At 72.2% G+C, this 19,005-nt stretch carries 16 protein-coding genes; 8 read left to right on the forward strand and 8 right to left on the reverse strand.

Annotated elements, in window-relative coordinates:
* The 5 genes from ACFZB9_RS15560 to ACFZB9_RS15580 form a co-directional block, all read right to left on the reverse strand.
* The coding region (locus ACFZB9_RS15560; protein WP_391447408.1) for a DUF397 domain-containing protein at positions 1 to 156 on the reverse strand (156 nt) is incomplete at its 3' end.
* Between the two features lie 21 nt (positions 157 to 177).
* Positions 178 to 369 (reverse strand): DUF397 domain-containing protein, encoded by a 192-nt coding sequence (locus ACFZB9_RS15565; protein WP_391447304.1) that lies wholly within the window; start codon positions 367 to 369, stop codon positions 178 to 180.
* On the reverse strand, positions 366 to 1,250 hold the full coding sequence (locus tag ACFZB9_RS15570) for a Scr1 family TA system antitoxin-like transcriptional regulator (protein ID WP_391447306.1): 885 nt from the start codon (positions 1,248 to 1,250) through the stop codon (positions 366 to 368). Before ACFZB9_RS15570 ends, ACFZB9_RS15565 begins: the two co-directional genes overlap by 4 nt.
* A gap of 108 nt (positions 1,251 to 1,358) precedes the next feature.
* On the reverse strand, positions 1,359 to 2,234 hold the full coding sequence (locus ACFZB9_RS15575; protein ID WP_391447308.1) for an ABC transporter permease subunit: 876 nt from the start codon (positions 2,232 to 2,234) through the stop codon (positions 1,359 to 1,361).
* Positions 2,231 to 3,142 (reverse strand): ABC transporter ATP-binding protein, encoded by a 912-nt coding sequence (locus ACFZB9_RS15580; protein WP_391447309.1) that lies wholly within the window; start codon positions 3,140 to 3,142, stop codon positions 2,231 to 2,233. The genes ACFZB9_RS15575 and ACFZB9_RS15580 overlap by 4 nt, the downstream gene beginning before the upstream one ends.
* Positions 3,143 to 3,274: 132 nt before the next feature.
* Here ACFZB9_RS15580 and ACFZB9_RS15585 point away from each other — a divergent pair, with 132 nt between their 5' ends.
* Complete coding sequence (locus ACFZB9_RS15585; protein WP_391447311.1) at positions 3,275 to 4,504, forward strand: sensor histidine kinase; 1,230 nt, start codon at positions 3,275 to 3,277, stop codon at positions 4,502 to 4,504.
* The gene (locus ACFZB9_RS15590; protein WP_391447313.1) at positions 4,501 to 5,172 is read left to right on the forward strand and encodes a response regulator; all 672 of its coding nucleotides are present in this window, start codon (positions 4,501 to 4,503) and stop codon (positions 5,170 to 5,172) included. Before ACFZB9_RS15585 ends, ACFZB9_RS15590 begins: the two co-directional genes overlap by 4 nt.
* Positions 5,173 to 5,284: 112 nt before the next feature.
* Here ACFZB9_RS15590 and ACFZB9_RS15595 read toward each other — a convergent pair whose 3' ends face one another.
* The 3 genes from ACFZB9_RS15595 to eccCa form a co-directional block, all read right to left on the reverse strand.
* Positions 5,285 to 5,527: a hypothetical protein gene (locus ACFZB9_RS15595; RefSeq protein ID WP_391447314.1), complete on the reverse strand. Its 243-nt coding sequence runs from the start codon at positions 5,525 to 5,527 to the stop codon at positions 5,285 to 5,287.
* A 133-nt stretch (positions 5,528 to 5,660) separates the two neighbouring features.
* Positions 5,661 to 8,324 (reverse strand): hypothetical protein, encoded by a 2,664-nt coding sequence (locus ACFZB9_RS15600; protein WP_391447316.1) that lies wholly within the window; start codon positions 8,322 to 8,324, stop codon positions 5,661 to 5,663.
* Between the two features lie 64 nt (positions 8,325 to 8,388).
* Positions 8,389 to 12,345, reverse strand: coding sequence for a type VII secretion protein EccCa (gene eccCa / locus ACFZB9_RS15605; protein ID WP_391447318.1), 3,957 nt, complete (start codon positions 12,343 to 12,345; stop codon positions 8,389 to 8,391).
* Positions 12,346 to 12,495: 150 nt separating this feature from the next.
* On the opposite strand from eccCa, the gene eccD reads away from it, so the two are divergent.
* From eccD to ACFZB9_RS15635, 6 genes are all read left to right on the forward strand, one after another.
* Complete coding sequence (gene eccD / locus ACFZB9_RS15610) at positions 12,496 to 13,878, forward strand: type VII secretion integral membrane protein EccD (RefSeq protein ID WP_391447320.1); 1,383 nt, start codon at positions 12,496 to 12,498, stop codon at positions 13,876 to 13,878.
* Between the two features lie 104 nt (positions 13,879 to 13,982).
* Positions 13,983 to 15,446 (forward strand): type VII secretion protein EccB, encoded by a 1,464-nt coding sequence (gene eccB / locus ACFZB9_RS15615; protein ID WP_391447322.1) that lies wholly within the window; start codon positions 13,983 to 13,985, stop codon positions 15,444 to 15,446.
* A 62-nt stretch (positions 15,447 to 15,508) separates the two neighbouring features.
* Positions 15,509 to 15,853, forward strand: a complete 345-nt coding sequence (locus ACFZB9_RS15620; protein WP_391447324.1) for a hypothetical protein — start codon at positions 15,509 to 15,511, stop codon at positions 15,851 to 15,853.
* Between the two features lie 61 nt (positions 15,854 to 15,914).
* A complete protein-coding gene (locus tag ACFZB9_RS15625; RefSeq protein ID WP_327066514.1) occupies positions 15,915 to 16,199 on the forward strand; it encodes a WXG100 family type VII secretion target in 285 nt (94 codons plus the stop codon).
* 10 nt (positions 16,200 to 16,209) lie between these two features.
* Positions 16,210 to 16,632, forward strand: a complete 423-nt coding sequence (locus ACFZB9_RS15630) for a hypothetical protein (protein ID WP_391447327.1) — start codon at positions 16,210 to 16,212, stop codon at positions 16,630 to 16,632.
* 111 nt (positions 16,633 to 16,743) lie between these two features.
* On the forward strand, positions 16,744 to 18,969 hold the full coding sequence (locus tag ACFZB9_RS15635; RefSeq protein WP_391447329.1) for a hypothetical protein: 2,226 nt from the start codon (positions 16,744 to 16,746) through the stop codon (positions 18,967 to 18,969).
* The last annotated feature ends 36 nt before the right edge of the window (positions 18,970 to 19,005 follow it).

Consider the following 19,005-nt stretch of genomic DNA (forward strand, 5'->3'; position numbering starts at 1 on the left):
GGTCCAGCTGGTGGGGGTGATGGTGAGCTGGGGGCCGGTGTGGTCTTTGGAGTCGCGGATGTGGATGGTGCTGGGGGTGGCGGCGATTTCGATGCACTCGCCGCCCTCGTTACCGCTGTAGCTGCTCTTGAACCAGGAGAGTTCGGTGCTGGTCAATGTCGCTCCAGGGCTCGCGGGTCAGAGGGTGGTGGCGAGGGTGAGGAAGGCGGTCCAGCTGGTGGGGGTGATGGTGAGCTGGGGGCCGGTGTGGTCTTTGGAGTCGCGGATGTGGATGGTGCTGGGGGTGGCGGCGATTTCGATGCATTCGCCGCCCTGGCCGCCGCTGTAGCTGCTCTTGAACCAAGCGAGTTGGGGCGCTTCGACGTTCATAGTTCTCCCAGCATCTTCTCGATCAGGGCCATTGACTCCCGTGGTGTGAGAGCCTGCGCTCGGATCGTCCCATAGATCGCGGCGAGGATGCGGACCTCTTCGTAGTCCGTGATCAGGCGCCCGACCTGCTGGGCCTCCGTATAGGCAACTTGCGGACCGCCCTTGGGGGTCACGAGGGTGAAAGGGCCATCGAGTCCGGTGTGATCCTCGCAGTTCATTGGCACGATCTGGAGCTCACCATTGCGAAGTCGACTGAACGTCAGCAGGCTTTCGAGTTGTTTCTTCTGAACTGCCCGGCCGCCGATCGGTCGTTGGAGAACCGCCTCCTCGATGAGGCAGGTCACCATGGGCGGTGGCCACTTCTTGGTCAGGATCTCCTGGCGGGCCAGCCGTGCTGCCAGCCGTTGCTCGACCGTCTCTTCGCTCAGCAGCGGTCTGACGGCGGAGAATACGTGGCGGGCGTACTCAGGGGTCTGGAGCAAGCCGGGGATGGCCATGGTGCTGTAGTAGTTCAGCTCTACGGCATCGCGCTCTACCCGTCGGTAGTCCCGGAAGAAGATCGGGTGCCGCGCCCGCGATTTCCCCCTGGTGTTCTTCACGTCCTCGACGCCGGCCTTCAGTAGGCCGCCCGCATCCAGCAGGTCGTCAGCCGCGATAAGTAGATCATCCTGCGCATTGCGTCGGCCGCGTTCGATCGAGGAGATCAAGTCCTCGCTGTAGCCCAGCTGGACGGCCAGTTCGCGCTGGGTCAGGCCCTTCTTCTCGCGCAGGATCTTCAGTTGTTTGCCCAGGGTGGTGAAGAACGTGGTTACCTCGTCGGGCCCTTCGTCCTCGTCCAACTCGATTGGCTGCTCCGGGAGCTGCTCCTCAGGAACGGTCACTGTGACCACCGCCTCGCCCGCGTACGTCTGTTTGCTGGTGAGCGTACGCGCGGCGGTCCGAGGCGGAAGGGGAACTGCGGAACTGAACTCGTTTGGAGTAGTCAGTGGTCAGTGATCGCGGTGGCGGACGGTCAGGACGGGGAGCAGCACCGCGACCAGTGGCCAGAGCAGGAAGACCACGACCGAGCCCGTCAGCGTCGGGTGGTACCCGGGGTCGCCCAGCATGTCCGGGCCGAGGACGAAGACCAGCCGTTGCCAGGCGGCGACGGGCGTGGCGTTGTGGAGGTCGATGACCCACTGGTGGAGGTTGCTGTTGAGGAGGGTCGGCAGCAGCAGGAGCACCACGGTGACCATCACCATGGTGGTCGCGCTGTGCCGGATCAGGGCGCCTAGGCCGAGCCCGATCAGCGCGCAGACCGCCGGGAAGACCGCGTCCGCGAGGATGCAGCGCAGGGCGTTGGGTTGGCCGATCGAGATGCCGATGTGCTGGCTGGACAGGATGGCCTGGGAGATCCAGAACGAGCCGAAGGCCATCACCAGGCCCGCTGCCAGCATCAGCGCCGTGAGTACGACCACCTTGGCGCCCAGCACGGCCCGGCGGGCCGGGACGGCCGCGAAGGTGGTGCGGATCATGCCGCTGCTGTACTCGCCGACGATCGCGATGGCGCCGATGCTGCCGGCGGCCAGGGCCAGGATGAACGAGGAGTTGTTGGGAAACGCGTCGCCCATCGACCAGAGCGGGACGAAGTGGTCTTTGGTATCCGCAGGGTAGTTGGGCCAGTTGCTGACGTCGGAGCGGGCCGCGTTGGCGCTCATGGCGAGGATCGCGAGCACGGTGGTCAACAGCGCCCAGCGGATCGAGCGCAGGGACCAGAGTTTGGTCCACTCGGAGGCGAGCAGGTCGCGGAACCGGGCGCGCGGCTCGTCGACGACCTGCGGGGAGGCCGGAGTCGAGATCGAGGCGGAGGCGTAGCGGGTGGTCATCGGGGATCTCCGGCGAGGTATTCGACGCTGTCGGCGGTCAGTTCCATGAACGCCTGCTCCAACGAGGCGTTGTGGGTAGCCAGTTCGTTCAGCCGCAGCTGGTGCTCGAAGGCGAGGTCGCCGATCCGGTCCGCGTCCAGGCCGGTCACGGTGAGCTGGTCGGGCCCGGCCTGGCGGACCGAGGCGCCGTGACCGTGCAGCAGATCGGTGAGCGCGGCGGCCTGCGGGGTGCGGACGGTCACGCTCGCCCCCGTGGCGCGGGCCGCGAACTCCGCGATGGTGGCGTCCGCGAGCAGTTCGCCCCGGCCGATCACGATCAGCTGCTCGGCCGTGCTCTCCATCTCGCTCATCAGATGGCTGGAGACGAAGACGGTCCGGCCCTCGGCGGCCAGCCGCCGGAAGAGCCCGCGTACCCAGAGCACGCCCTCGGGGTCGAGGCCGTTGAACGGCTCGTCGAAGAGCAGCACCGGCGGGTCGCCGAGCAACGCGGTGGCGATGCCCAGGCGTTGGCGCATGCCGAGGGAGAAGTCGCCGATCCGGCGTCCGGCCGCGCCGGCCAGGCCGACCTCACGCAGCACCGCCTCGACCCGGGCGCGCGGGATCCGGTTGCTCCGGGCCAGCGCCGTCAGGTGGGCCCGGGCACTGCGGCCGCCGTGCACGTCACTCGCGTCGAGCAGCGCGCCGACGTGGCGCAGGCCGCGCGGATGGTGCCGGAACGGGTGCCCGTCGATGGTGGCGGTGCCGCTGGTGGGGGAGTTGAGCCCGAGCAGCAGGCGCAGGGTGGTGCTCTTGCCGGCGCCGTTGGGTCCGAGGAACCCGGTGACGTGCCCTGGGCGCACCGTGAAGCTCAGCTGGTTGACGGCGGTGGTACGGCCGTAACGCTTCGTCAGTTCGTTGACTTCGATCACGGGATCCACCGTGCCGCCCGGCGGTGCCGCCGCGCATCGGGCCGTGGGCCGCATCGGCGGGGGCGGGGTGGCCCGGGGGTGTACGCCCGTGGGCCCATGCCTGGTCAGCGGGCCGACGGCTACCATCGCGGGGTGAAAGCGCCCTTGCTCAAGCGGATACCTCCCACGGTGTGGACCGGCCTCGTCTGGGGCGTGGTGCCGGCTTCGCCCGTCGCGCTGCTGTTGACCGTGCGCCCCGGGGTGCAGGCGGGTCCGCAGGCGGTGCTGCCCGTGCTCGCCACGCTGCTGCCGCTGGTGCTGCTACGCCGCCGCCCGCTGCTCGGGCTGGCGTTGATGCTGGGTGCCGCGTACCTCGGGGTCGTGACGTTCTGGTGGTGGTGGTTCGGGGCGGTCGAGTGCCTGGTCGCGGACCTCGCGCTGGTGTACATCGCCCTCAGCAGGCCGCGCCGGGAGTCGCTCTGGGGTGCGGCGCTGATCTGCGTCGCGATGGCGGGCGCGGTGCCCAACTGGCTCGGTGTGAACGGCTTCGGCGCCCGGGTGGTCGACGTCTCGCTGGGGGTGCCGTTGGCGCTCCTCTACCTGCTGGCGACCTGCCTCGCCTGGCTCGTCGGCCGATACCTGCACCAGCACCGCGCGTACACCGAGTCGCTGCGCAGCCGGCACGCCGCTCAGGCGGCCACGGCCGAACGGCTGCAGATCGCCCGGGAGTTGCACGACATGGTCGCGCACAGCATCGGCATCATCGCGATCCAGGCCGGGGTGGGCAGCCGGGTAATGGACACCCAACCCGAGGAGGCCCGCAACGCGCTGCGGGCGATCGAGGCGACCAGCCGGGAGACCCTGGCCGGGCTGCGGCGCACCCTCGGCGCGCTGCGGCGGCCGGTGGCGGGTCAGACAGCGCAGGCTTCGCCCCGGGAGCCGGCGCCCGGGCTCGGCGACGTCGAGCGGCTGGCCGAGACGACCGGGAAGGCAGGGGTGCGGGTGGCGGTGCGATGGGTCGGCGAACGGCGTGCGCTGGCACCGGAAGTCGACCTGTCCGGCTTCCGGATCATCCAGGAGGCGCTGACGAATGTGGTGCGGCATGCCGGGGTCACGTGGTGTCAGGTGCTGATCGACTGTCGGGAGGAGGAGTTGGTCATCGAGATCACGGATCGGGGGAGCGGTGCGGTGGGTGGCGGTGGTGCTGGTGGTGGTGACGGATCTGGTGGGGCCGGGTTCGGGTTGATCGGGATGCGTGAGCGGGTGGCGCTGCTGCACGGCGAGTTCAGCGCCGGGCCACGGGCCGAGGGCGGGTTCCGGGTGGCGGCGCGGCTGCCGCTGGGTGCGGGGATGGGCGCGGGGACGGGGGTGGCGGGCCGATGACGGTGCGGGTGGTGCTGGCCGATGACCAGCCGCTGGTGCGGGCCGGGCTGCGGGTGCTCGCGGCGGACACGGAGGACCTGGTGATCGTCGGCGAGGCGGGGACCGGCACCGAGGCAGTGCGCCTCGCCCGGGAGGAGCAGCCGGATGTGGTGGTGATGGACATCCGGATGCCCGGCATGGACGGGATCGAGGCGACCCGGGCGATCACCGCCGCCGGTGATCCGGTGCGGGTGCTGATGCTGACCACCTTCGACGAGGACGACTACGTCTACGCCGCGCTGCGGGCCGGGGCGAGCGGGTTCCTGGTCAAGGACATGGCGCTGGAGGACATCCTCGGCGGCATCCGGGTGGTCGCCGCCGGGGACGCGCTGATCGCCCCGGCCGTCACACGCCGGCTGATCGAGGAGTTCGTCAGCCGGCCCGAGCAGCCGAGGGGCGCGCTCGGGCCGCCGGTGGTCGAGGGGATCACCGGGCGCGAGCGCGAGGTGCTGACCCTGGTGGGGCGGGGACTCTCCAACAGCGAGATCGCGGCCGAGCTGTTCATCAGCGTGGCGACGGCGAAGGCCCATGTGGCGCGGCTGTTCAGCAAGTTGGCGGCGCGTGACCGGGTGCAGCTGGTGATCACGGCGTACGAGCTGGGGCTGGTGCGGGTGGGGGAGCGGGGGTGAGGGGTGTGGAAGGGGTGAGAGGACTCGGCGGTCTTCTCGACCTGGGCCAAGAACGCCGGTGGCGCCCCTGCGGTGACGAATTCCTCACTCGGGTGATATTCCCAGGCCCAGGTCACGAGGCCACTGCTTGATGAGCGGCTCGAACGATGTCTCCGGCGATCTTGACGTACTGACCGGCTTCGTCGGGGGTGGTCGAGATTTGAGCGAGGTACTCGGCTCGGCGCAGTTCTCGGGCGGTCTCAGGGAAGCGTTCGATCTCGACTGTGGCCGCCCAGTGCCGGACGAAGAGCAGCAGAGGCTTGAGGCTGTTCTTCTCGATCGCCGCCGTCATGGCCCTGGTCTGCTCCGCCGCCATGCTGGCCAGCAGCTGAGGTGCGATGACGGCGAGTGCGGCTCTGAGGGCGTCCGGGGTCTGCTCGGGGCGCGGAACCAGAGGTAGGCCCGGACACCACGTTACCGGGTGCTGGTGACCGGCCGGCTGAAGTCGGTCAGGCGGCGCCGAGGTCGAGTTGGAAGTGGGACGGGTGGGGCGGGCGGACCCGGGCGTCGGGGGCGGTGGCGTCGCGGCGGGCGAGCCAGGCGCGCAGGCGCTCGGGGGAGGGGGGGGGGCCGGCGGTCTCGTGGAGGAGGACGCGGGTCGGGCGGTTGATGGAGAGGTCGGCCGGTTCGACGTCCAGTACCTCGAAGCTCGTGCCCGGGGCGAAGACCACGGTGGGCTGCTCGCCGGGCTCGCCGAAGGCCGAGGTGCGGCGGCCGGTGGCGGACCAGACGGCGAACTCGACCTCGACGCCCTCGCCGAGGTCGGCTGCCACGGCGCTGACTCCGCTGATCGGCGCGGACTCGGTGAGCACCGCGCCCGGGGTGTAGCGGTCCAGCTCGAACGGGCCCGGCGGGGCGGCGACCAGCACCGCGCCGTGGTGGCTGGGCAGTCGGCGCAGGCCGGCGGTGAGGCAGCGCAGGTAGGGCAGCAGCGTGCCGGGGTTGCCGGAGCGGGCGGCGGTGGCCAGCCCCGCGCGGGAGGCAGGGAGCTCGGCGTCGGTGTGGTGGAGCAGCACGGCGACCAGCTCGGGGCGGAGGTCCTCGCCGGCGGCCGGGCGCAGGCCGGGGAGGCGGGTGGCGACCTGGTCGGCGCGGCTGGCCCAGCGGATGTAGGGCTGGCCGAGGAGGGCGACCAGGGCCTCGCGGTCCTCGTAGGCGGTCGTGGGGGCGGGAGGGGTGAGGGGAGCGGGAGGGGTGGGGGTGGTCGGTGGGGCCGGCGGGGTGGGGGCAGGCTCGGGAGTGGGGATGGGTTCCGGGGCCGGGTCGGGCTCCGGAAGGGGGGCGGGGGTCGGCTGGGGCTCGGGTTCGGGTTCGGGCTCGGGCTCCGGGGCAGGCGTCGGCTCGGGCTCGGGGGCCGGTTCGGGCTCGGGCGTGGGCTCCGGGATGGGGTCGGGTTCGGGCGCAGAGGCGGGCGTCGGCTCGGGTTCGAGCGCAGGCGTCGGCTCGGGTTCGGGTGTCGGCTCGGGCTCCGGGGCCGCTTCGGGCTCGGGCGCAGGGGCGGGCGTCGGCTCGGGCTCGGGCGCAGGCGTCGGCTCGGGCTCGGGGGCCGGGGTGCGGACCGGGGCCATCGAGAGGGTGGGGACGTCGTCCGGGTTGGCGGTGCTCAGCATCATGGTGGGGCGGTCCGCCGCCGTGGGGATGGGAATGGCGAGGCCCGCCATCTCCGAGGCGGTCGGAATGGGAATGGCCGCGGGCTCGGAGGCCGTGGGGATCGGGCTGGGGAGGTCGGGGAGCTCCGGCTCGGTCGCGACGGGCGCCGCCGCCTGGACCGGCGTCGGAGCCGAAACCGGGGCCGAAACCGGGATCGGAGCTGGGGTCGGAGCTGGGGTCGGAGCCGCAAGGGCCGCAGGCGCCGCCCTCCGCGCCCCGCCCTCCGGGCCCAGCCAGGTGAGCTTGTGGATCCGCGCGCTGAACCGCCCCACCGTCTCCGACTCGGCGTCCATCGACCCCGCCACCGTGACCGCCAGCCCCAGCGGCCCGGTCGGCCCGGCGCCGATCGGCGGGAAGCTCGGCAGCAGCGTGCCCAGGTGCTCCCAGACCTCCTGGGTGACCGGGAACCCGGCCGCGCCGATCACCAGCACCGGCTGCGCCGGGTCGGGCCGGCGCAGCCGCGGTGCGCGGTCGACGGTGCCGATCGCCGGGCGCAGCCAGAGGCCGGCCGATATCGCCTCCAACTCCCAGCCGGGGAAGGCGTGGTAGCGCGCGGGCCCGGCGGGCGCCCAGGCGGGGTGGCCGCGCCAGGCGACGGCGGTGACGCTGCGCCGGACGGGGCAGGCGGTCAGCTCGGTCAGGTAGGGCTCCCAGCCGGGCGTGCCGTCGGGGGCGAGGTGCACGCTGGAGTAGCCGCTCGCGGTGAGCAGCGGCAGGCCGATGGCGGCGTGCACCTCGCGGTTGAGCGAGGCGGCCAGGAGCGCGGAGAGTTCGACCAGCGCGATGGGGTCGGCCCAGGGGGCGCTGAGCAGCAGCCGCAGCTCCCCGGCGGTGGCGAGCAACGAGGCGGCCACCGAGGCGAGCTGCACGCCGGTGGGCAGTTGGGCGCTGGGCTCGCCGAGCACCAGGAGCAGGGTGCCGGGCGGGGCCGACGCGAAGTCAAGGATGGTCGGGGCGAAGGCGGGTGCCGTGTGGGTGACCCAGACGCCGCCGCTGCGCAGCGGGTTGACCGCCGCGTCGCCCGGCCAGCGCTCGCCCAGTGCCTCCGGCTCGCTCGCCGGCCGGCAGCGCCACCAGGAGCCGCCCGCCACCAGCAGCGTTCCGTCGGCCTCGATGGAGACCAGGGCGTCCGGCGCCACCACCGTCAACCCGGTGCGCTGGGCGAGCAGTTCGGCGGGGCGTCGGCCGTCGGGGCCGCTCGCGCCGAGCCCGGAGGCGGCCAGCACCAGGGTGTCGGCCCCCCGGGCGCCCGCGTTGCGGGTCAGCTCGCCCAGCGACTCGCGCAGCACCGGGGCGGCGTCCGGTGCGGCGGCGAGCAGCACCAGGGCCCGGGGGTCGGCGCGCACCGGGGCCAGGGCCGCCGCCAGGCCGACCTGCTCGGCGCCCGGCGGCGCGATCACGAAGTGCGGACCCACCGCGCGCAACGTGGACCGTTCGGTGACCTGGGATGATGCCGAGTCCATGGCCTGGCCTCCGTTCTGCTGAGTGAGCCCCAGCCGGGACTACGGACCCGCTACCCCCGCCGGTTCACCCGTCCTTGTCCAGGTGGCCGGTCTGTACCTGCACGGTGCGCCGGCGGGTGATGTAGAGGCCGCGGCCGGTGGTGAGCTGCTTCGGCTTGATGTTGCCGAACAGGTAGCCCTCCGAGGGCGGGCAGGACATCAGCAGGGAGGGCGAGTTGACCTCCTGCAGCTTGCGCAGCAGCGGGTCGCTCATCGCCCGGCCGATGCCGTTGGCGCCGCGCGCCACGATCAGGTGCAGGCCGATCTCCGCACCCTGGGCCAGGTTGTCGAGCACCGCGGCGAAGGGGTGGCTGCCGGAGCCCGCGCCCACCAGGTCGTAGTCGTCGACCAGGATGAACAGCTCCGGGCCCTCCCACCAGTCGCGCAGCTTGAGCCGGGCCGGGCTGATGTCGTCGGCGGGGATCCGGTTCTTCATCGCGCGTGCCGCGCCGTCGACGATCTGGCGCAGCATGTCGACCGAGACCGCGTAGCCGAGCTGGTACTCCTTGGGTACCACGTCGTACAGGCCGCGCCGGTAGTCGACCACCATGATCCGGGCCTCGGCGGGCGTGTAGGCACGGGTGATGGACTGGGCCATCAGCTTCAGCAGGTTGGTCTTGCCGGACTCGGTGTCGCCGATCACCAGCAGGTGCGGGTTCTCCTCGAAGTCGTGCCAGAGCGGCGCGACCTCGGCGTCCTCCAGGCCGATCGGCACCCGCAGGCGCCCCTCGGGCGCGGGCAGGTCGGCGGCGTCCAGGGTGAGCGGCAGCATCCGCACCTCGGGGGCGCGCGGCCCGGTCCAGTGCGCGGCGATGGCGTCCACCAGGTCGGCGATGCCCTCGCCGAGGTCGTCGGTGGTGCCGGTGCCGTCGATCCGGGGCAGTGCGGCGAGGAAGTGCAGCTGCTCCTCGGTCAGGCCGCGACCGGGGCTCTTGGGCACCTTGGCCGCCGCGCGCATGTTGATCACGGAGTCGACCGAGTCGCCCAGCCGCAGCTCGAACCGGGTCTGCAGCAGGTCGCGCAGGCCGGCGGTGACCTCGCCCCAGCGGGTGGTGGCGACCATCAGGTGGACGCCGTAGTTGATGCCGCGCTGGGCGATCAGGGTGAGCACCTGGGCCAGGTCGTTGAACTCCTGGCGCAGCGTGTTCCAGCCGTCGATCACCAGGAAGACGTCACCGTGCGGGTCCTCGGCCAGCTGGCCGGCGGCCTTGCGGCGGCGGAAGTTGCTGATCGAGTCGATGCCCAGCTCGGCGAAGTACTTCTCGCGGCGGGTGATGACCCCGTTCACCTCGGCGACGGTGCGCAGCACCCGCTCGCCGTCGTGCCGGCCCGTCACCCCGCCCAGGTGCGGCAGGCCGCGCAGGGTGGAGAGCGTGCCACCGCCGAAGTCCAGGCAGTAGAACTGGACTTCGCGCGGGGTGTGGGTGAGCGCGAGGCCGGTGATCAGGGTCCGCAGCAGGGTGCTCTTGCCGCTCTGCGGGGCGCCGGCGATGCCGACGTGGCCGCCGGCCCCGGACAGGTCGGCGGTCATCAGGTCGCGCAGCTGGTGGAACGGGCGGTCGATCACGCCGACCGGAACGCTGAGCGCGCCGTGCGTCTGGGCCGCCTCGGTGGTCAGGCCGCGCTCGGGGTGCGCGGTGAGCGGCGGCAGCAGCTCGTCCAGGGTGGGCGGCACGTCCAGCGGCGGCAGCCAGACCCGGTAGGCGGGCGGGCCGACGTCGTAGAGCTTGGCGGCCGCGATCTCCAGCAGCGAGCCCGCCGCCTCTTCCTCGACCGGCTCCTCGGCCACCACGGGCAGCTGTTGGGGCGCCACGTAGTTGGTGCCGTACGCGACCACCTGGCCTTCGAGCACCGCCTGCTGGGCCGCCCGGCGCTTGGGCTTGTAGGGGCCCGAGACGTAGGCCGCCTTGAAGCGGGTCAGGGTGGAGATGTCGCTGCGCAGGAAGCCGTTGCCGGGTGCCGAGGGCAGCTGGTAGGCGTCCGGCACGCCGAGCACGCCGCGGCTCTCCATCGCGGAGAAGGTGCGCAGACCGATCCGGTAGGACAGGTGGGACTCCAGTGCGTTCATCCGGCCCTCGTCCAGGCGCTGCGAGGCCAGCAGCAGGTGCACGCCGAGCGAGCGGCCGAGCCGGCCGATCATGATGAACAGCTCCATGAAGTCGCGGTGCGCGGCGAGCAGTTCGCTGAACTCGTCGACCACCACGAAGAGCACGGGCATCGGCTGCAGCGGGGTGCCGTTGGCCCGGGCGGTCTCGTACTCCAGCAGCGAGGCGTAGTTGCCGGCGGCCCGCAGCCACTCCTGGCGGCGGACCATCTCGCCGTGCAGCGCGTCGCGCATCCGGTCCACCAGCGAGGCCTCGTCGGCCAGGTTGGTGATCACGGCGGAGGTGTGCGGCAGCGCGTCCAGGCCGAGGAAGGTCGCGCCACCCTTGAAGTCGACCAGGACGAAGTTGAGCACCTCGGAGGAGTGCGTCACGGCCAGCGCCAGCACCAGGGTGCGCAGCAGCTCGGACTTGCCGGAGCCGGTGGCGCCGATCAGCATGCCGTGCGGGCCCATGCCGCCCTGCGCGGACTCCTTGAGGTCCAGGTCCACCGGGCGGCCGTCCGGGCCCAGGCCCAGCGGCACCCGCAGTCGCTGCGGGATGCCGCGCTGGGCCCAGAGCGCCTCGACGTCCAGCTTGTGCAGGTCCGCGATGCCGAGCAGCGCGGTCAGGTCGAAGTCGGTGGCCAGCGGCTCGGCGGCCTCCACCGTGTCGCCGATCCGGTAGCGGGCCAGCCGGGTGGCCAGGTGGGTCGCCTGGCGGACCGTCAGCAGATCCGGGCGGCCGAGCTCGGTGACGGTGTCCTTGCGGTTGCGGTCCGCGCCGACCATCGCGAGCTTGCCGTCGGCGATCCGCAGCCGCAGCGTGGTGCGGGCCGGCTTCCACTCCAGGCTGTCGGTGAGGTCGAGCAGCACGGTGTTGCGGTAGCCGGTCAGCACGGCCCGGCTGCTCGCGTGCGCCCCCGCGCCGTCCAGCACCAGGACGGTGAACGGCTCGTCGCGGCTGGGCGCGGCGTCCGGCTCGTAGCCCGGGCGGCCGGTGAACTCCTCGCCGAGCAGCTGCTCGGCCTCGCCCAGACTGGCCGCCACCAGGCGCAGCGGCCCGGCGCCGTCGCTCTCGCTCGGGTGCAGCGCGTGCGGCAGCCACTTGGCCCACTCCCACTGCGCGCGGTTCTCCGGGGCCGCCACGATGGCGATCCGCAGCTCGTCCGGGCCGTGCACCACGGTGAGCTGGGCCAGGATCGCGCGCACCATCGCCCGGGCGGTGGACGGATCGTCGGCGCGCAGCAGCACCTGGGCGAAGCCGCGCAGGTGGATCGCGATCGGCTGGTCCTCCAGCGTGCCGTAGGCGTGGATGAAGCGGCGCAGCGCGTGCGCGCAGAGCGGCTCCAGGTCCTCCACCGGCTTGGTGGAGAGCGGGGCGAGCGGGGTGGCCAGGCGCTGCGGCCCGGTACCGATCCGCACGTCGCTGAAGTCCGGGTGGGCGGCGCGCCGCTCCCACAGCCGGGAGGTGTCCACCAGCGAGGAGAGCTCGCGCGGCTCCGGATGCCGCCAGGCCAGCGCCTGCTGCTGCGCGGTGATCGACTTGCGCACCTGGCGGCGGATCTGCGAGAGGTAACGCAGGTAGTCGCGGCGCTCGCCGCGCAGTTGCTGCTTGCGGTCGCTGGAGCCGCGGATCAGCTGGGTGACCAGCATGCCGATGGCGGAGAGCGCCATCATGCCCATCCCCAGGTAGCTCATGGCGCCGCCGCCCTCACCGCCCGGGCGCAGGAACATGAAGACCATGGAGAGCGAGCCGAGCGCCATCGGCGCCATGCTGATGATGCTGGACATGCCGCTCTGCTTCTCCGGCAGCACCGGCGGCTCCTGCAGCTGGATCTCGCCGTCCGGCATCTCGGGCCCCGGACGCCGAGGCGTTCGGTTGACCAGGACCACACTCACCTAAGGGCTCCCTCACTCGCGCAACCGTCCTCAGGGGGGACGGGCGGTGGGGCGGGGCGGGTTCACCACGTTTGAACTTGGCTGAACGCGTCGCGGCATCCGGCCCGTACAGCTGGGAGGAGTGGGCCTTTCGTGGAGTGGGAGAGTGGCGTGAACAGCAGTGCCGTCGCCGGGCTGTGCCGGTTGAGGTTCCACGCACCGGGGACGGCCTTCGAACTCGCCGTCCCCGCTGACGTGCCGTTGGCCGACCTGCTGCCGGCCGTGCTCGGCCACGCAGGACCGGAGCTGGCCGAGGCCGGCCTGGACCACGGCGGCTGGGTGCTCCAGCGCCTCGGCGAGGAGCCGTTGGACGAGGAGCAGAGCGCCGAGGCGCTCAAGCTGCACGACGGCGACGCGCTCTACCTGCGCCCGCGTCGCGAGGCGCTGCCGCCGGTGCACTTCGACGACCTCGTCGACGGCGTCGCCACCGGCATGAACGAGCGCGGCGACAGCTGGCGGCCCGCGCTGACCCACCGGCTGGCGCTCGCGGTGACCATGCTGGCGCTGGCCGGCGGCTGGCTGCTGCTCGCGCTGCCGGGCGCCAGCGGGCCGCGCGAGGCGGTGGCCGCCGCCACGGCGGTACTGCTCCTGCTCGGCGCCACCAGCGCCGCGCGGGCGATGGCCGACCCGGGCGCGGGCACCGCGCTGGGCGCCGCCGCCGTCCCCTACCTGACGCTGGCCGCACTGCTGCTGCCCAGCGGGCCCACCGGCGACGTGCTGCTGGGCGCCCGGGTGCTGGCGGCCGCCTCGGGCGCGGCCGGCGCCTCGGTGCTCGCGCTGGCGGCGGTCGGCGGCTCCGCACCGCTCTTCCTGGGGCTGGTGCTGGTGGCACTGCTCGGCGTGGTGGCCGGCGCACTGGTGCTGGCCGGGATGACGCTCGACCAGCTGATGTCGGTCGTCGCGGTGGTCGCCGTGCTGGTCGGCTCGTTCGTCCCGTCGATCTCCTTCCGGCTCTCCGGCCTGCGGCTGCCGATGCTGCCGCGCAACGCCGAGGAGCTGCAGGAGAACATCGAGCCGTTCCCGGCCCCCGCGGTGCTGAGCCGCAGCCTGATCGCCGACGACTACCTGATGGCGCTGTACACGGCGATCGGCGTGGTCTGCGCGGTCAGCCTGACGCTGCTCGCTTTCACCAGCGGTTGGGCGGGCCCGGCCCAGGCCGGCGCGCTGAGCGTGCTGCTCCTGCTGCACGGCCGGGCGATCGGCAGCATCCGGCAGCGGCTGAGCGTGCTGCTGCCGGGCGTGTACGGCGTGGTGGTGCTGGGCGTCAAGCTGGCGATGAGTCAGCCGGCGAGTGGGCGGCTGATGCTGCTGGGCGGTCTGCTGGCGCTGAGCGCCGCGCTGCTGGTGGTGGCGTGGACGGTGCCGGGGCGGCGACTGCTGCCGTACTGGGGGCGGCTGGCGGACATTCTGCACACGCTGAGCGCGGTGGCACTGCTGCCGCTGGCGCTGCTGGCCTGCGGGGTCTACCACACGCTGCGGGCGATGAACGGCTGAGCCGTACCGGCTGGTTGTACCGGCCGGTCGTACCGGCTGGTTGTACCGGTCGGTCGTACCGGCCGAGTGGGCGTTGAGCAGGTCCGAACCCGAGGAGAAGCAGGATGCAGTCCCGACGCGACCAGGTGCAGGCTCACCTGTTCGTGATGAGCAGGCTCGCCTCCGGCATGCTGCGGGCCGAGCCCGACACACCGGACACCCCCACCGGACGCACCACCCGCGGCGCCGTCACCGGCCTCGCGCTGGGCATCGTGATCGCGCTGGTGGTGACCGTCTACGGGGTGATGAAGCCCGGTGGCAGCACCACCTGGCAGAAGCCCGGCACGCTGGTGATGGTCGAGGAGACCGGCGCGCGCTACCTCTACCTGGGCGGGGTGCTGCACCCGGTGCTCAACCAGGCCAGCGCCAAGCTGCTGGCGGGTGACCAGATGGCGCTCCAGCAGGTGAGCGAGGGCTCGCTGAGCGGCGTCCAGCGCGGCGCCCCGGTGGGCCTGGTCGGTGCGCCGGACGCGCTGCCGACGGCGGCCGAGCTGAAGCCGGGCGCCTGGCTGGCCTGCGGGCTCCAGCAGCCCGCGGCCAACCCCGCGAGCGGCCCCGCGGGCGCGAGCAAGCCGCAGCTGGTGCTCAGCGTCGCCCCGGCGCAGCAGGGCACCGCCCTGACGCCCGGCCAGGGGGCGCTGGTCAGCGCCCCGGACGGCAGCACCTACCTGCTCTGGCAGGGCCGCCGGCTGCGGGTCGACAAGCAGAACAGCGCGCTGCAGGCACTCGGCTACCCGACCGCGACGACGTTCCCGGTCACCGCCGCGATGCTCGGCACGCTGCCGACCGGCCCCGACCTGACCTCGCCCGACGTCCCCGGACGCGGCACGGCGGGCCCGGCGCTGGCGGGCCGGCCCACCAAGGTCGGCCAGCTCTTCGCCGACCCGACCGGCGGCCACTACGTGCTGACCCAGGCCGGCCTGGTGCCGCTCACCGTGCTCCAGTACGACCTGCTGCTCGGCGACCCGCGCACCCAGCAGCAGGCCTACGGCGGCACGCCCGGCACCCCCGCGCCGATCGGCCCCGCGGACCTGGCGGCGCACACGGCCGCCGGCGCCGGCCTGCCGACCGGGTTGCCCGCCGAGCCGCCCACCCTGGTCAACCCGGGGCAGAACCAGGCGCTCTGCGCCGACCTGCACCCGAGCACCGACGGCAACCCGGTCACCTCCCTCGCCGTGCTGGACGCGGGCACCCTCGGCGGCCAGGCGCCGGACAGCGAGCCCGGCGTGGCGCCCGGCTGCGCGGCCGCCGACAGGATCGCGGTGCGGCCCGGCGCGGGCGCGCTGGTCCGCGCTCTGTCGGGGTCGGGGGCCGGGACGAGCCAGTACCTGGTGGCGGACAACGGCGTGAAGTACCCGCTGCCCTCGGCCGCCGCGGCCAAGCAGCTGGGGTACTCGGCGGCGTCGACCCAGGCGGTACCGCAGGCGCTGCTGGCGCTGCTGCCCAGCGGGCCGAGCCTGGACCCGAGCGTGCTGTCGGGGGGTCAGATCGTCTCCCCGGCGGCCGGTGGTAACGGCTGTTCCGGCTGAACCGCCCTGCGCGGCAAGGCCGTTCTCATCACTGACAGATTCCCCGACAGAGGAGACCCGCGATGACCACGCCCGGTGGCAGCATGTTGAAGACGAGCGACCAGTCCATCCAGAACGCGCTGATGAGCCTGGAGGGTCAGCTCTCCGCGATGATCAGCTCCGGCCAGACGGTCGAGCGGATCAACGAGGAGATCGCCGCCCACTACGTCTCCGGCGCGAGCACCCTCTTCCAGGGCAAGATCAACGACTGGGTCACGCGCTACAAGAAGATCATGCAGGCCTTCCAGCAGCTCTCCGACAGCACCCAGGGCGCGAGCAAGACGCTCACCAAGGCCGAGGAGGACGCCCACGTGATCGGCGGCAACTGGGGCGCCTCGGACGGCGTCTACAGCGCGCTGAACGGCTGACCGCTGCTCCGGCAGCCGACCACCCCCCTCTCCCTTCCAGTGACAGCGAGGACCAATTCCCATGGCTGACATCCAGCTTCAGCACGAGTCGATCGACCAGGCCTACACAGATCTGCTCCAGGCGGCCCACACCATGGAGAGCAACCTCAACGAGCTGGTCCAGCGGCTCACCCCGCTCCGCGAGGAGTTCCAGGGTGCCGCCGGTACCGCGTTCGAGGAGTTCTTCAAGGTGGTGCAGGGGAACGAGGGCCAGATGCACGAGGACATCCACCAGGGCGCCCAGATCCTGGACCAGATGAACCACACCATGAAGTACGCGGACCAGGCCGCCGCACAGGGCTTCTGAGGAGGCCGGCATGGGTGACACGCTCACGGTCACGGATGACATCCTGGCGAAGTACGCGAACGTCAATGTCGCGGAGCTGTTCAACCGGTTCAGCGGGAACAGCGCCAACGACCCGGACGGGAAGGAGCTGTTCCTGCTCCTCACCGACTTCGCGAACGGCGACGCGCACGGGAAGGACAGCGTGGGCAACTACACCCTGCTGATGGGCGGAACCTCCGTCGAGGCGAAGGCCATGCAGGACAAGTTCAAGGCCCTCGCCGCGAGCATCCTTGCCCAGTTCACGACGCTCAAGAATGACATGAGCCAGCTCGAGATCTCCCTCAACAAGGCGAAGACGACCCTCAACAACGCCGAGGGGGACGCCATCACCGCTGCCCAGATGTTCGAGATCCTCGGCGGCTCGACCCTGACGCAGCCGCCCCCGAAGCCCTGAGTCACGCTCCCCGTCGCGTGGTCCCGGCTCCTGGCGACCTGTCCGGAGCCGGAACCACGCGACGGACCCTGCCCCTGTCCAACCCTTCACCGCTCTGGAGTCGAACGCACCATGACATGGGAAGACACCATGGTCAGCCTCGCCGACACCAACACCGCCGGCGCCAGCGTCCTCCGGAAGGACGTGGCCGGCGGCCCCGCCGGCGACTGGGTGACGGGTTACGGAGTCTCCATCGTTGACGCCGACACGTGGGACCCGAAACACCCCCCGTGGGACGTCTGCTGGCACTCCGATGCCTTCCAGGTCACGACCCATACCGGGGCCAGCGGCAATCCGCACCGGGACGACTACGTCCCGCCCGGCTCCTCCACCGGGGTCTACTACGTGGTGGCTCACTGCAGCGCCAACTGGAACGACAACGGCATGAGCAACAACAGCAAGTGGGCGAAGTACGTCGACTATTCGCAGCTGGTCCTGCCCCAGCTGATCAGCAGCCCGTGGGCGAACAAGGACACCGTGGACGCGTCGAGCTTCGACGCGGCCGCCGGCATCTTCGCGAAGCTGTCGAAGTGGATCGGGGACCAGCAGACGTACGTCGGGAACTGGGCCAAGGACGTGGACAGCGAGGACAGCGACTTCCAGGGCAGTGCGGCCGGGGAGCTCAGGTCCTACCTCGACAGCCTCGTCCAGATCCTCGGGGACCTCGAGCACCAGATCGGCTGGCCCAGCGATCCGGTCGCGGCGATCACGAACGCCAAGGCCGTGTTCTGGGGGAGCAGCACGGACGCAACGGTCAACGCGACCTCCAAGGGCGTTTCCGCCCTGCAGGACGCGTGGAACACGTGGTACCCCATCGCCAGCCCGATCTACCACCTGACCAACGCGCTTCGGGACGCCATCTGCGGAACGGGGGCGGGCCATGCGCCGACAGTCAAGTTGACCAGCCTGACCAGTTACTCGATCACGTCGTTCGACGGCAAGGACGTCAACAGCCAGGACTTCTTCACCGCGGTCGAGGCGTCCGGCAAGACCTACTGGACCACTTCGGTGGTGGACGGCCTGGACAAGGCGGCGACGGCGTTCGAGAGCGTCGTCGCCCCGGCGTTCAACGCCGTCAAGAGCGCGGTCGACAAGCCGCTCTCGGTGGGGGCCCCGCAGGGCACCGCGATCACGCCGCCCACGGGTGGCGACGGCGGCGCGGGTGGCGGCGGTGGTGGAGCCGGTGGCGGTGACGGCGGCGGCGGTGCGCCGCCGCCCCCCAACGTCAAGAACCTCGGGCCCGGGGCGGGCGGTGGCGGTGGGAACAACCCGAACCTGCACATGCCGCCGCCACCACCCACGGTCACCGACCTCGGCCCCGGCCCCGGCGGCGGGCAGCGGCAGCAGTTGCTCGGCCCGAACGGCCAGCCGCTGCCGGGCATGACGGCGCCGCCCGGCTCGCACATCGACGCCAACGGCCATGTGATCGGCCCGGACGGCAAGCCGGTGCTGGGTCCGGACGGCAAGCCGGAGATCGTGCCGAAGGGCAGCACCATCGGTCCGCCGATCGCCTCGTCCTTCGGCGGCGGCCCGTACATGGTGCCGGCCGGGTCGCACGTCGACGACAACGGGATGGTGATCGGCCCGGACGGCAAGCCGGTGCTGGACCGCAACGGCAACCGCGTGTACGCCGGCAAGGGCGCCAAGATCGACAAGGACGGCAAGATCCTCGACCCCAACGGCAACCCGGTCGACGACCAGAGCCAGCTGGTGGCCGACGAGGAACACGCGATGGGTGACTCCATCTCGCCGCTGAACCCGAACCTCGGCGGCGGCGGCGGCTTCGGTTACCTGCCGCCCCCGCACGAGATCTTCAGCAGCTTGCCGCCCAGCTCGGGCCTCGGCGGATTCTCGGGGGACTCGTACGCGCCGAGCATCAGCGGGCTCGGTGGTGGACTCGGCGGCGAGTTCGGTGCCGGACTCGCCGGTACTTCGTCGCGGCCGCTGCCGGCCGGCAGCATCAGCAACGGCGAGGGCTTCATGGCCCTGAGCCCCAGGGCGCTGGCCACCGGCGCGACGCTCTCGCCCAAGGACATCGCGGCGCAGGAGGCCGCCCAGCAGGCGCAGGCCGAGCGGGCCGCGGCCAGTGAGCAGGCCGAGGAGGCCCAGATGATGGGCCGCTCCGTCGCCACCACCGGCGGCTCCGGAATGCCGCCGATGATGCCGCCGGGCGGGGCGGGCGCGGGGGCGGGAGCCGGCCAGAACGACAAGGAACGGCAGCGGACCACCTGGCTGGCCGAGGAGGAAGAGGTCTGGGGTACCGACAGCGGGACGATCGGCGGTGTGATCGGGCGCTGAACGGCATCAGGCGCCACAGCCGTAGCGAGCTGAACG

Origin of the sequence: Kitasatospora sp. NPDC008050 (assembly GCF_042957465.1) — a bacterium.
In the GTDB taxonomy this organism is placed as follows: Bacteria; Actinomycetota; Actinomycetes; order Streptomycetales; family Streptomycetaceae; genus Kitasatospora.